Genomic DNA, 13,486 nt, shown 5'->3' on the forward strand with positions numbered 1-13,486 from the left:
TCCCTAATCCCTTAAATTCCGGCCGGTTAAAGTTAAAAATACCGTTTCAAGGTTCGGTTCTTTTTCCTGCAGGGCCTTAATTTCAATATGCCGGCTGATTAAAAATTCAAGGATCAGATTTAAATTGTTGATGCTTGCATCAGACTGGATCCGAATGATATTTTCTTGGACGGATACCGTTTCAACGCCTTTTATCTTCCTGATTTCCGCGGGATCAACCGGTTCTGTTGTTTTCACTTCAATCCGGACCTCTTTTTTGTCTGTAATGATCGATTTCAATTGTTCCTTTGAGCCTTCTGCGATGATTTTGCCGTGGTCAATGATCGCGATTTTTGTGCAGATTTCTTCCACTTCTTCCATGTAATGACTCGTATAAATGATGGTGCAGCCCATTTCATTCAGTTTGCGCACGGAATTCAAAATATAATTGCGCGACTGCGGATCAATCCCGACTGTCGGTTCATCCATGATGATCAGTTTCGGCTGATGGGCGATCGCGCATGCAATATTGAGGCGCCTCTTCATCCCGCCGGAAAACTTGTCCGGTGTGCTTTTATGGTGGTCCCCAAGGCCGACAAAAGCGAGTGCTTCCCTTGTTTTTGCATCCAGTTCACTGCCGCGCAGGCCGTAGAGCCCGGCGAAAAACCGGACATTTTCAAAAGCGGTTAAATCTTCGTAAATGGCAAGATCTTGCGGGACAATGCCGAGATTCATTTTCGCAAACCGTTTGTTTTTCATGATGTTTTTTCCGAGGATTTCAATGGTCCCGTCATTGCTTCTTAACAAGCCGGCAATCATGTTGATCGTCGTGCTTTTGCCGGCGCCGTTTGCCCCGAGAAAACCGAAAATTTCCCCTTTCTTTACTTGCAGTGAGATACGGTCAACCGCAATAAAGTCGCCGAATTTTTTCGTCAAATTCCGGATTTCCAGTACGTTCATGGTTTCTTTCCCCCTGACTTCCGTTGTGTCTTTAGTATAAAAAAAGGAACGATTCCTGGTAAGTGGGATCGTTCATGACTTTCATATGAAAAAATTCATATTTTGCAGGTGAGGCTGTTCACGGCTCAATGGGAAGTAGGGTGGTCACGGAAAAACCGTGCGAACCATCGGTGATGACATGGCCTCTAAGTGTGGCTGCCCGTTCTTCCATGCCGGTAATGCCAAGCCCTTTTTTAACTTTAGCGGCACCTTTGCCATTGTCTTTTACTTCTGCTTTGATGATTTTATTGAGGACTTGAATGTTGACGGCAATCTGTGATGCATCGGCATATTTGCGCGCATTGGTCAACGCTTCTTTCACATTTTCGTGAATGATTTTCCATTGTACATGGGTAATGCAGTCGAGATTGCCGCTGTAAGTGAGCATCGTTTCAAGTTCATATCTTGCGGAAAACGTATCTAAAGCAAGCTGCAGCCGGTGAATGCCGACTTGTTCAACGGGTGGTTTCATTTGTTTCAGCGTCAGCCGGATGCTTTCAATTCCTTCTTTTGTAATGGTGATTGCGTTTTGCAGTAACGCCCGTGCGCGGGTGGGATCTTTTTCCAGAAGGCTTTTTGCCGCTTCCATCTGGATGAGTGCGCCGGTCATCACGTGGCCGATATTGTCATGAATTTCCTGCGAAATCCGGTTCCGTTCTTCCAGCCGGTAGGTGTATTCGGATTGGCGGATGAATTCCTCGTTTTCATTCAGGCGGCGCGTGAGTCTCTGGACTGAAGCGCGCAGCCGGTCAAGCTGCTGTTCTTTCTTTTCCAGCCGGTCTGCATACGTAACGGCCGTATCCCAAATGATCCAGCTAAAGGCTGACGAGAAAACGTACTGGCCGGCTGTCCCGGTTTTTAAATAAAAAAGGGGTACAAGCAGGATGAGTGCCTGTATCGATCTTGGCACGGGCCACTTTGCGGCGAGCTCCAAAACGGATAGCGGCGCGAAGATGACAAACAGGGGAGCTACATATAAAGCGCCGAAACCGGCAATGCCAATGGAGCAGGCCGCAAAAAAAGCAGGCAACGCCTTTCTATTCCAAATGTACATCGCGATATTTGCAATAAAATAGAGAAGAAGCAGGAATACAGCGGGAGCAAGAGACAAATCTTCCTGAATAGCCATAAAAGCGGCCCAGCCAATGAGTGCCAGTTTTGCCGCAATCAGCCGGGATTCCATGTTTCGTTCCCTTTCCCTGTAAGATAATAAACGGCAATTTGGGTGCGGTGCTCAAGCCCTGTTTTGCCAAAAATTGAGGTGATGTAATTTGCGACTGTCCCTTCTGAAATGTATAAGGTTTTGGCAATTTCCTTATTGGAAAAGCCTTTTGCAATCAGGGACATGATTTCACGCTCTCTTTCCGTGAACTTTTTCAGGTCTATTTTCGGTTCCGGTTCTCTGCCACTTAAATTGGATTTAATTTTATCGAGAACCGCATCCTGGAAAATGCTGTTGCCGTTATAGACACTTTTGATTGCGTCACGGATTTTTTCGGGATCATTATTTTTCAACAAGTAGCCTCTTGCCCCGTTTCTTAATGCATCGACAATATATTCGTCATCGTCCAAGGTGGTCAGGATCATAGGTTTGGCAGATGTTTGGGCTGCAATGATTTTCGCAGCTTCAACGCCGTTCATCTCCGGCATCCGCACATCCAAAAGGGCAATGTCAACCGACTGATTCCGGCAATATGCTGCCGCTTCCTTGCCGTTTCCGACCGTTGCCATGACTTCAAACTCTTCATATGACGATAAAATGATTTTTAACCCCTCGCGTATAAAAGAGTTGTCATCGGCAATCACAATTTTAATTTTCTCCATCCTCTTTCCCCTCCGGCTCCGCCTTTTCTTCTTTTCATTATAGCTGAATTGCACCTGGCATACATTCTGTTTTTTATCTTTCCATTTTGTTCTTTCTGCTTTGTGGGAGCATTCTTTGCGATGCGGGCGTGTGGATTGGATTGATTGGAACAGAAAGAAAAAAAGGGTATGATAGATAGTATGGTACGGAATTTTTGGAATTTGCAGCAAAGGGGTTTGTACAGAAAATGAAATACATCGAGCAAGGGACAAGGGAATTCCGCCTGGCAAATCTTGCGCTATTTGCCGGGGGGTTCAATACGTTTGCGATTCTTTGGGGGATGCAGCCGCTTTTGCCGGATATTGCGGAGCAGTTTCACCTGTCACCGACAATGTCGAGTTTGAGCCTGTCTTCTACCACCGTGACGCTCTCGGTGAGCATGCTGATTGCCGGATCGTTGTCGGAAGTGTTCGGGCGAAAATCCGTGATGTCTTTTTCGTTGATTGCTTCGTCTGCTCTTTGCATCTTGACCGCTTTTGCCCCGACTTATCATTTGCTGATTCTCTGTCGGGTACTGCAGGGCCTTGTGCTTGCCGGGTTGCCGGCTGTTGCCATGGCCTATTTGGGAGAAGAGATTTTGCCGTCAAGCCTCGGACTTGCGATGGGGTTATATATCAGCGGAAATTCGATCGGGGGCATGGCAGGACGGATCATCTGCGGGACTTTGACCGACTTTTTCAATTGGCATGTGGCGCTGGCTGCGATCGGGGTGATCAGCCTGCTCGCAAGCATCCTGTTTTGGGCCGTGCTGCCGCCGTCTTCCCACTTTACCGCCCGGAAATTGGAGATCGGAAAACTGGCAGGGAGTCTCGTCCGCCAGCTTGCGGAACCGGGTCTGATTTATTTATTTTTGATTGGATTTTTATTAATGGGGAGTTTTGTTTCGCTGTATAATTATATCGGATTCCAGCTGATTGCGCCGCCGTATTCGCTGAGCCAGACGGTCGTCGGCTTCATTTTTATCGTCTACCTCGTTGGCACATTCAGCTCGGCATGGATGGGGATGCTTGCGGACCGGCACGGCAGGCGGAAAATTTTACAGCTTTCGCTCCTTATTGTGCTCCTGGGGGCTTCGATTACGCTTATTCCGTCTTTATGGCTGAAAATTTTCGGCATTGCCGTGTTCACATTCGGCTTTTTTGCCGGCCATTCGATCGCAAGCGGCTGGGTTGGCCGTCTTTCCTCCCATGATAAAGCGCAGGCGTCCGGATTGTATTTATTCTTTTATTATATCGGCTCAAGCATCGGCGGGACAGTCGGGGGCGTGTTTTACAGCCGTCTCGGATGGAACGGGGTTGTGCTGATGATCGCTGTGCTCACGGTGCTGGCCATTGTGTTTTCGATCCGGCTGGCCGTGATTGCGAAGAGAAAATGGCTTGTTTCCACACGGCATGCTTCCAACTAACTTTGTGACAGGAGGGGACATATGTTACGCCGCTTTTTTTCCTATTATTTGCCGCATAAAAAGCTGTTTATCCTTGATTTTACAAGCGCGGTGATTGTAGCTGTTTTTGAACTGGCCTTTCCGCTTTGTGTCCAGTGGTTTATTGACAGCCTGCTGCCAAGCGGAAAATGGGCAACGATTACGAGCGTCAGCATTGCTCTGTTGGTCCTCTATTTGATTAGTACGTATTTGCAGTACATCGTCACCTACTGGGGACACCAGCTCGGCATCAATATTGAAACGGATATGCGCAAAGAATTGTTTGTACACGTGCAGCGGCAGTCTTTTTCATTTTTTGATAATGTGAAAACCGGCCACGTCATGAGCCGGATCACAAACGATCTTTTTGACATCGGCGAACTTGCCCATCACGGCCCGGAAGATGCTTTTATTGCCGTGATGACGTTTTTCGGCGCGTTTTGCATTATGTTTACGGTCAATGCCAAACTGGCTTTCGTCACCCTCATTATTGTGCCGTTTTTGGTCTGGATCATCACGTATTGCAATATGAAAATGAACGAGGCATGGGGCAAGATGTATGGCGAGATTGCCGAAGTGAATGCGCGTGTCGAGGATAGTGTTGCAGGGGTCCGCGTCGTCCAGTCATTCACGAATGAAAATTATGAAATCACGCAGTTCCAGAAAAATAACAAACGGTTCCGAAAGGCGAAATTGCTTGCGTATAAAACGATGGCGCTGACCAATTCCAGCACGTATATGATGAGCCGGCTGATCGTCCTTGTCGTCCTTGTATACGGGGCATGGCTGGTATACAGCGGGGAATTGAAATACGGCGAGCTGGTCGGTTTTGTGCTGTATGTGAACGTGCTGTTCAAGCCGATTGATAAAATCAGTGCGATCATGGAGCTGTATCCGAAAGGGATGGCCGGTTTTAAACGGTTTACGGAATTACTGGACCGCACGCCGGATGTCCGGGACAGAGAAAATGCGGTCGAGGTTCCGGCGTTAAACGGCAACATCGCGTTCAACAATGTCAGCTTCGCTTATCCGGGCGGCCAGCCTGTGTTAAAGGGGCTGAATCTCAAAATTCGTGCCGGGGAGACGGTTGCATTTGTTGGGCCTTCTGGTGCAGGGAAAACGACCATTTGCTCCCTGATCCCACGCTTTTACGATGTGGAAAGCGGCAGCATTACCATTGACGGAATGGATATCCGCAATATGACGAAAAAATCGCTCCGCTCGCAGATTGGAATTGTCCAGCAGGATGTCTTCCTTTTTGCCGGCACCATCCGCGAAAACATTGCGTATGGAAAATTGGATGCTACAGATGAAGAAATTGAAGAAGCAGCCCGGCGCGCCCATTTGGAAGAGGTCATCCGTGCGCTGCCTGACGGGTTTGATACGCAAATCGGCGAACGCGGCCTTAAGCTTTCCGGCGGGCAAAAGCAGCGGCTGGCGATTGCGCGCATGTTTTTGAAAAATCCGCCCATCTTAATCCTGGATGAGGCGACGTCTGCCCTTGATACGGAAACCGAAAGGCAAATCCAAGCGGCATTGGATGAACTGGCAAAAGACCGGACAACGCTTGTCATTGCGCACAGGCTGGCGACGATTCGCAATGCTGACCGGATTGTTGTCGTCACCAAGGATGGAATTGCCGAACAAGGGCGCCATGATGAGCTCCTTACCCGCGGGGGGATTTTTGCAAAACTGCACGAGGCCCAGTACCAATAGTAGATCCGGGCCTGCCTTTTGGTACGGAGTGGTTTTAAAAAATGTTGGTCCCCGCCTGCTGGCATGGTTTATTCCGTGTATATGGCGGGGTTTTTAAAAGAAAAAAACGCAGGCTGTCCGCTGCGCAAAATGGAAGCTTCTTATCGGGCTTTTTTTAAGTGGCGGATATCCGTCTTGACATTTATTAAGTCTTCGAACAAGACATCCATTTTATCATCCAGCCTGGCATAATAGTTGTCGAGGTTGTCCAAATCTTTTTTCATGCCCGCGATATCCTGCTTTACTTCTGCCATTTCGCTTTTCAGCTCGGCAACATCTTGTTTTAGCACTGCGACATCCTGTTTCAAACCTGCAACATCCTGTTTCAGCACTGCAATATCCTGCTTTACTTCTGCCATTTCGCTTTTCAGGGAAGCAACATCTTGTTTTAGCACTGCAACATCTTGCTTCAGCTCGGCAACATCCTGTTTGAGCCCGGCGATGTCTGCTTTCATTTCTTTCATCTCTGCCTTCATTGAAAGGACTTCGCCGGACAGTTCTTTGATGGCCGTAAGCAGCGTTTCGTTTGTGACTTCTGCCATTTTTCCACCTCCTTTGTCGAATATATGCTCATTCTAAGGGATGATGTCCTTTCCTGCAACTGGCGAAAAGCGAAAAATGGGGCTCTCTATTTCGTGAATTGGGGGCGGATAAATGAAAAATCGGTTCTCTGCCAGCCCAAAAATTTTATTTTTAACAAAATGGCGGCCCACAAACGAACGAATATTAACCTTCAGCAAGAGGAAAATGTTCGTGTTTTCTATTGACTTCTTTTCACTTTCCCGTTACAATCAATCTTGTCAATTCAATATGCAATACCATCGTATATATTCAGGGATATGGCCTGAACGTTTCTACCAAGCTGCCGTAAATAGCTTGACTACGAGGTAATGAGATAGAGTCTGAGGGCAATCGTATAAAAATAGCAACCTTTGCCCCTCCTCATTCCTTAAGTCTGGCGTTTCGGGCGTTTACGTTCGGAACGTTTTTCTGTTATGGCGAATTTGGAAATTCCACAGGAGGGATAAGGCAACATGAAGAACTATTTTGAGTTTGAAAAAATCGGAACAAGTTACCGCCAGGAATTTATTGGCGGACTGACAACCTTTTTGGCTATGGCCTATATTTTGGCCGTAAATCCGCTGACATTGTCGCTTGCCAGCGTAAAGGGACTTCCGGCTTCCATGCATATGGACCAGGGGGCTGTATTTGTGGCCACCGCCATTGCTTCCGCGATCGGTTCAATTGTGATGGGCCTTTTTGGGAAATATCCACTCGCGCTTGCTCCTGGCATGGGATTGAATGCCTTTTTTGCTTATACAGTCGTCCTGAGCTACAAAATTCCTTGGCAGCACGCACTCGCCGCTGTCTTTATTTCCGGCGTTTTCTTCTTTCTGCTCACACTGACGGGCATCCGCGAAAAATTGATCAACGCCATTCCGATCCAGTTAAAACACGCGATCGGTGCAGGCATCGGCCTGTTCATCACGTTTATCGGGCTGAAAGATGCCGGCATTATTGTCGGGGATGATGCAACGTTTGTCGCCTTGGGGGATTTGTCAAAAGGGCCTGTTCTGCTTTCCATTTTCGGGCTTGTGGTCACCGTTATTCTGATGACAAGAGGGATAAAAGGTTCCGTTTTTTACGGCATTATTCTTACAAGTATTGTCGGGATGATTTTTGGATTGTTGAAGGTGCCGCATCAAGTTGTCAGTTCGGTTCCAAGTTTAAGTCCGACGTTCGGCGCGCTGTTCAGTTCATTCGGGGACTCCTCTTTCTGGTCGGCGCAAATGATTGGTGCTATTTTAACGTTTTTCTTTGTCGACTTTTTTGATAATGCCGGAACGCTTGTGGCGGTTGCAAACCAGGCAGGGCTCATGAAAGACAACAAACTGCCGAATGCAGGACGGGCACTTGTGTCAGATTCCATTGCGACCATTATTGGGGCTGTGCTCGGGACTTCGACGACAACTTCCTTTGTCGAGTCTTCGTCAGGGGTTGCCGCAGGGGCAAGAACCGGTTTTGCTTCTCTTGTTACGGCCTGTTTCTTTATTTTATCGATCTTTTTCTTCCCGCTTTTATCAGTCATTACTACCAACGTCACAGCACCGGCGCTCATCATTGTCGGCGTGCTGATGGTATCGAACTTGCGTCATATTGAATGGGATAAATTCGAAATTGCCGTACCGGCTTTCCTTACATTGATTGCCATGCCGCTCACTTATAGCATCGCAACCGGGATTGCCATTGGTTTCATCTTTTATCCGATTACGATGATTGTAAAAGGAAGAATCAAAGAAATCCATCCGGTCATGTATTTCTTCTTTGTCGTCTTCTTACTGTATTTTATTTTCTTAAAATAGTGCCCAAAAAACTTGCAGAGCGCGCTCTGCAAGTTTTTTTATGGCGCTTGAAATTGAAAAACCGGCGCATTTCATTTAAACTAATCATATTGTACTATAGCCGAGGGGGATTGAAATGGAAGCTTTTATCGTTAAAAAAGTTTTAAACAATAATGTACTTGTTGCCTCCCACCCCCGCTATGAAGAAACGGTGTTGATTGGAAAGGGGATTGGTTTTAACCGAAAAAAAGGGGAGCCCATCCCGCAGGCATCCGCTGAAAAAATGTTTGTGCTGAAAAACGAAACAGAACAGGAACAGTATATGAAGCTGATTCCTTCTATTGATAATCAAACCCTTGAAGTGGTCATTTCGGCGATTGAAATGATCCGCAGCCGGGCGGATTCTCCTTTAAATGAACATATCCATGTTGCCTTGACAGACCATATTGCTTTTGCGATCGACCGGATCCGGAAAGGGCTGGCTGTCAAAAATCCGTTCGTTGCCGAAACGAAAATTCTCTATCCGCGCGAATACGAAATTGCCTGCGAAGTAGTGGATTATATCAATGAAGCAACGGACGTCTATTTGCCGGAAGGGGAAGCCGGGTTTATTGCCTTGCACATCCACAGTGCCGTAACGGATAAGCAACTTTCCGAATTAAGCCGGCATTCCCATCTGATCGGGCAGCTCATTTCCACGGTTGAGCATGAATTTAAAATGACTTTTGACAAAGACAGTATTCATTACATGCGCCTTGTCCGCCATTTGCGCTATACGATTGACCGCGTGCTGACGGGGGAAAAAGTGGAGGAGCCCGAGAAATTGAATCATTTTCTGCAACAGGAATACCCGCGGTGTTATAATCTGTCGTGGAAATTGATCAAAATCATGCAGCAAGCATTGCAAAAACCGGTGTACGAGGCAGAAGCCGTTTACCTGACGATGCATCTGCAGCGGATTCAAACCAAATTGGAATCATGAAACGCCATCCTGATTGCGGGCATACATGGCATGCGTGATGAAAGGCTGATACATGCCAAAACACCGTAATTTTTCATGCCGGGATGTAGAATGCTTTTTTAATTTTTTTCTTGAAACAGGAAACCTGTGGTGCTATAATTTGTCGTGGAAATTGTGAATGATGCAGCAAACAGTAAAAAACCGGTATACGATGCAGAAAGCCGTTTTTCTGGCAGCATGCGTCTGAAACGGGTTCCATAAAAAAATAATCAATAGTTATCATAACGTGTTACTGATTCGATCAGGCATGAGTGAAAAAGATGCCGGGAGTGGCAGCCGCCACAGTCTTCCCGCTTTTTCCTCATGCCTTTTTATTTTCCTGGGGAATTGCTGCACGTCTGTTTCCGGAAACCATCATGATTTGAGGAGGATTTTGCATGGCAAAGAAAGATTACTCACAGCTTGCCCGCGATATTGTGGCAAATGTCGGAGGGCCTGATAATGTAAAGTCGCTTGTGCACTGTGCCACCCGTTTGCGCTTCCGGTTAAAAGATACAGGCAAGGCAAACAAAGAAGTGCTGGAAGGCTTACCAAATGTACTGACGGCGGTGAATGCAGGCGGACAGTACCAAGTCGTGATCGGGGATGAAGTCGTTCCTGTTTATAACGCCATTATGGACCAGTATCATTTTACGGCTTCCGATGCGGGGGCTGAAAACGATGCGGCTGCAGAAGAAAGCGAAGAAAAAGGCAATATTTTCGACCGCTTTGTGGCAGTGCTTTCCGGTATTTTTACGCCGTTTATCTCCGTCCTGGCTGGTGCTGGCGTTTTAAAAGGCGTTGCCATCCTTTTGGCAAACACCCATATCGTGTCTGAATCATCCGTCTGGTACAGCATCCTGGACGCGCTTGCAACCGGTGTGTTTACATTGCTGCCGATCTTTATTGCGATTACGGCGGCGGATAAGTTTAACACAAACCGGTTTATCTCTGTTGCTCTTGCTGCAGCGATGATTTACCCGCTGACAGACAGCACGATTCCAAAAATCGGCCACATTGCCGGGTACGCCATCAACTTTAAACAGTACGGCGGTGCAGTGATCCCGACCATTTTGGCCATTTGGATGATGAGTTATATTGAAAGATGGTTTAAAAAACATTTACCGGCTGTTGCCCAGCTTGTATTTGTGCCGTTTTTCACATTGCTTGTTGCCGGCGCCCTCACTTTTATCGTCATCGGCCCATTAGGCAATGCGATCGGCATGGGACTTGCTTACGGCTATCAATACTTGTACAGCTTAAGTCCTGCTGTTGCCGGATTTATTCTGGCCGGGTTATTCCAGGTGTTTGTCGTCTTTGGGCTGCACTGGGGGATTTTGCCGATCTCACTGATTAACATTCAAAACTATGGTTATGATACGCTGCTTTCGATGATGTTTGTTGCCGTCTTCGGACAGTTCGGGGCAGTGACAGGTGCGATTTTTAAAGCAAAAAAATCGAAAAACAGGGAAATCGCCGTTTCCGCTGCAATCAGTAACTTCTTCGGCATTACAGAGCCGGCGATATACGGCATCAACTTGAAATACAAAAAAGGTTTTATTTTCGGTTTGGCCGGCAGTGCGATCGGCGGCGCTATTGCTGGTTTTGCCGGTGTAAAAGCTTTTCAGTACACGCCGATTATGAATTTCTTTGAACTTCCGCTGTTTATCGGCAAAGGTTCAAGCGTTGCCATGGAAGCTGTTGCGGGTGTTGCCGCATGGGCGATTGCGTTCGTACTTGTATTGATCTTCGGTTTTAATGAAGAAAACAATGAAAAAATGCTCGCAAACGTACAAATGGGCAAGAAAAGCCTGACGGAAAAGAAAACGGCAGCTGTGGAAAGCAAAATGGAAGCGGAACAAAAAGAACTGCCAAAAGTGGATACAGCCGGCATGGAGCTGAACGAAATTGTCTACAATCCGGTAAAAGGCCGCGTTGTTCCGTTAACCTCTGTAAATGATCCGGTCTTCAGCTCGGAAGCGATGGGAAAAGGGGTTGGCGTTGTGCCGGAAGAAGGAAAAGTGGTCGCTCCATTTGACGGACAAGTATCTGTTGCTTTTCCGACCGGCCATGCATACGGCTTGCAATCCGACCGCGGGGCAGAAGTATTGATCCACGTCGGCATTGATACCGTCAACTTAAACGGGGAACATTTCCAATCCAATGTAAAAGCCGGGGACCGCATCAGGAAGGGTGATGTACTCGGCACCTTTGACCCGGAAAAAATCAAAGAAGCCGGCTATGACACGACAACGATGGTGATCGTAACCAACACGATGGCATATGATGCAGTTGAACAAGCCGCAGTCGACGAAACATATGCGGACGAAGCTTTGCTGAATCTGTATAAAAAACAGGAAACAGCTGTGAAAACAAACTAATTTTACGGGCAAGGGGCTGCCCCTTTTTAAACAAGAAAGCCGCCGGGAAAATCATTTTTCCCGGCGGCTTTTCCATTTCCGTCATGCTTTTTCTGAAACAGCGTTTCTTTTAAGAAACCGGCGGAAATCCGGCTCCTTCTCCGGCCGCCACGGCTTCCGCCTGAGAAGCGGGCTGCCTTGTTCTTTCTTTTACTGCGTGCGGCTGAGCCAATGTTTTCCTTCTACGAGCCGGGAAACGAGCATGGCGCTTACCGTGTTTCCGGTTGAGTTTAAAAGTGTGGCCGGGACATCAATAATCGTACTGATTACTGCAATAATCGGCAGCGACTCCGGCGGGAATCCAAAAACGCTTAAAATCAGCATCTCCCCGATCATACCGCCGCTCGGGATCGCCCCCATTACCGCGCCAACAAGAAATGCAACGGCAATGACTGCCAGCATATGGGGCAGGCTTGTCAAATCTTTTCCGAACAAGGTGAACAAAAAAACGATTTTCAGCACGCCGCCAAACACAGAGCCGTCCTTATGCGTGTTCGCACCTAAAGGAATCACTGTTTCTGCGATGTCGGAAGGCACATGCATTTTTTGAACGGTTTCCAAATTAATCGGAATGCAGGCAGCACTTGAACAGGTCGCAATGGCCGTAACAGAAGGGGGGACCGCATTTTTCCAAAACACCTTGATGCCCTCCGTCCCCCCGGCCATAAAGGCATATAAGGTAAAAAAGCCGAAAAAATAAATGACCGTTAAGATCAGGTATAAACCAAACGAACGTGCATATCCTTCCAAAATTTGCGGGCCGAGTGTGCCGATAATGGAAGCGAAGTAACACCCGAGCCCGATTGGCGCATAATACATGATGATTTTAACAAATTTCATCATGACGGCTGTTCCTGATGCCAAAAAAGCAGCAACCGGCTTTCCTTTCTCCCCGGCCAATGTGGTAGCCAGGCCGAACAGAACAGAAAAAACAATCAGTTGAAGCATATTCGTTTTGGTAAATAAATTTGGAAAATCAGGCACTGTGAACGTTTGAACAAGTTGTTCGAGAAAAGACGGATGAGTACTATTTTGCCGGCTGCCGTCAGCTTTTGCCATCATTTGTTCTATGGCGGTTGTATCTGTATGCGCAAGCGGCTTGATGATGAAAGTGCCGCCAAAACCAATGATGGCTGCCAAGAGGGAAGTGCCAAGAAATACAAGAATGATGCTTCCTAAAATTTTGCCCAAACGGCCAAGACCGGCCATATTTGCGATGGCAGAAGAAATGCTGAAAAAGACAAGCGGAATAATAACCGTAAACATTAAATTTAAAAATAAATCCCCGAATGGCTTTACAACTTCTGCTTTTGAGCCTGCAACCACGCCCGCAATGCCGCCAATGATGATGGCAGCCAACAATATGGCAGTGGATTTGTAATTGCGAAAAAATGTTTTCAAAATCAACCTCTCCTTAATCGGAAAATGCATCGCTCCTACACGTTTTCATTTTCCACTGATAACAAAAAGAAGTCAATTTGATTTTGCCCAAAAGATCCCCGTGTGTCGGTCTTTTTGTTGGTAATTTGATGGATTGGGTTTGGAAAAAATTTCATGCCAATTTATATTGACTTAGGATAACACGGATGGTATGATAATAAAGCTGACTCGACAGGAACTGATAAATATTGGGAGTCTGATAAAAAAGATGTTGACAGCGAATTGATATTTTGATATAATAATTAAGTCGCTGTTAAGAACAGC

Annotated in this window: 10 protein-coding genes and 1 riboswitch; of the genes, 5 read left to right on the top strand and 5 right to left on the bottom strand. The window is 46.9% G+C overall.

Going from position 1 to position 13,486, the window contains the following annotated elements; genetic code table 11:
• Positions 1 to 3 precede the first annotated feature (3 nt).
• The 3 genes from P9687_RS02740 to P9687_RS02750 all read right to left on the bottom strand — a co-directional run bounded on the left by P9687_RS02740 (position 4) and on the right by P9687_RS02750 (position 2,802).
• Positions 4 to 939 carry an ABC transporter ATP-binding protein gene (locus P9687_RS02740; RefSeq protein ID WP_071452159.1) on the bottom strand — a complete coding sequence of 312 codons (936 nt, stop codon included), beginning with the start codon at positions 937 to 939 and terminating at the stop codon, positions 4 to 6.
• A gap of 118 nt (positions 940 to 1,057) precedes the next feature.
• Entirely contained in the window at positions 1,058 to 2,161 is a 1,104-nt protein-coding gene (locus tag P9687_RS02745; protein ID WP_026684246.1) for a sensor histidine kinase, read from the bottom strand.
• Positions 2,146 to 2,802, bottom strand: a complete 657-nt coding sequence (locus P9687_RS02750; protein WP_328228458.1) for a response regulator transcription factor — start codon at positions 2,800 to 2,802, stop codon at positions 2,146 to 2,148. Before P9687_RS02750 ends, P9687_RS02745 begins: the two co-directional genes overlap by 16 nt.
• A gap of 227 nt (positions 2,803 to 3,029) precedes the next feature.
• Between P9687_RS02750 and P9687_RS02755 the strand changes: the two genes are divergently transcribed.
• Both P9687_RS02755 and P9687_RS02760 read left to right on the top strand, forming a co-directional pair.
• A complete protein-coding gene (locus P9687_RS02755) occupies positions 3,030 to 4,247 on the top strand; it encodes an MFS transporter (RefSeq protein ID WP_071452158.1) in 1,218 nt (405 codons plus the stop codon).
• Positions 4,248 to 4,268: 21 nt separating this feature from the next.
• Complete coding sequence (locus tag P9687_RS02760) at positions 4,269 to 5,981, top strand: ABC transporter ATP-binding protein (protein WP_035183306.1); 1,713 nt, start codon at positions 4,269 to 4,271, stop codon at positions 5,979 to 5,981.
• A gap of 140 nt (positions 5,982 to 6,121) precedes the next feature.
• Here P9687_RS02760 and P9687_RS02765 read toward each other — a convergent pair whose 3' ends face one another.
• Positions 6,122 to 6,562, bottom strand: a complete 441-nt coding sequence (locus tag P9687_RS02765; protein WP_168985742.1) for a hypothetical protein — start codon at positions 6,560 to 6,562, stop codon at positions 6,122 to 6,124.
• 259 nt (positions 6,563 to 6,821) lie between these two features.
• Positions 6,822 to 6,923: riboswitch (purine riboswitch) on the top strand.
• Between the two features lie 131 nt (positions 6,924 to 7,054).
• On the opposite strand from P9687_RS02765, the gene P9687_RS02770 reads away from it, so the two are divergent.
• The 3 genes from P9687_RS02770 to P9687_RS02780 all read left to right on the top strand — a co-directional run bounded on the left by P9687_RS02770 (position 7,055) and on the right by P9687_RS02780 (position 11,743).
• Complete coding sequence (locus tag P9687_RS02770; protein WP_014096891.1) at positions 7,055 to 8,383, top strand: NCS2 family permease; 1,329 nt, start codon at positions 7,055 to 7,057, stop codon at positions 8,381 to 8,383.
• Between the two features lie 115 nt (positions 8,384 to 8,498).
• Complete coding sequence (glcT, locus tag P9687_RS02775; RefSeq protein WP_035183309.1) at positions 8,499 to 9,344, top strand: glucose PTS transporter transcription antiterminator GlcT; 846 nt, start codon at positions 8,499 to 8,501, stop codon at positions 9,342 to 9,344.
• A 416-nt stretch (positions 9,345 to 9,760) separates the two neighbouring features.
• A complete protein-coding gene (locus P9687_RS02780; RefSeq protein ID WP_104851652.1) occupies positions 9,761 to 11,743 on the top strand; it encodes a beta-glucoside-specific PTS transporter subunit IIABC in 1,983 nt (660 codons plus the stop codon).
• Positions 11,744 to 11,932: 189 nt separating this feature from the next.
• Here P9687_RS02780 and P9687_RS02785 read toward each other — a convergent pair whose 3' ends face one another.
• Entirely contained in the window at positions 11,933 to 13,183 is a 1,251-nt protein-coding gene (locus P9687_RS02785; protein WP_026684239.1) for a dicarboxylate/amino acid:cation symporter, read from the bottom strand.
• Positions 13,184 to 13,486: the final 303 nt, after the last annotated feature.

It is taken from the genome of Weizmannia sp. CD-2023, assembly GCF_036225245.1.
GTDB lineage: Bacteria > Bacillota > Bacilli > Bacillales > Bacillaceae_C > Weizmannia > Weizmannia faecalis.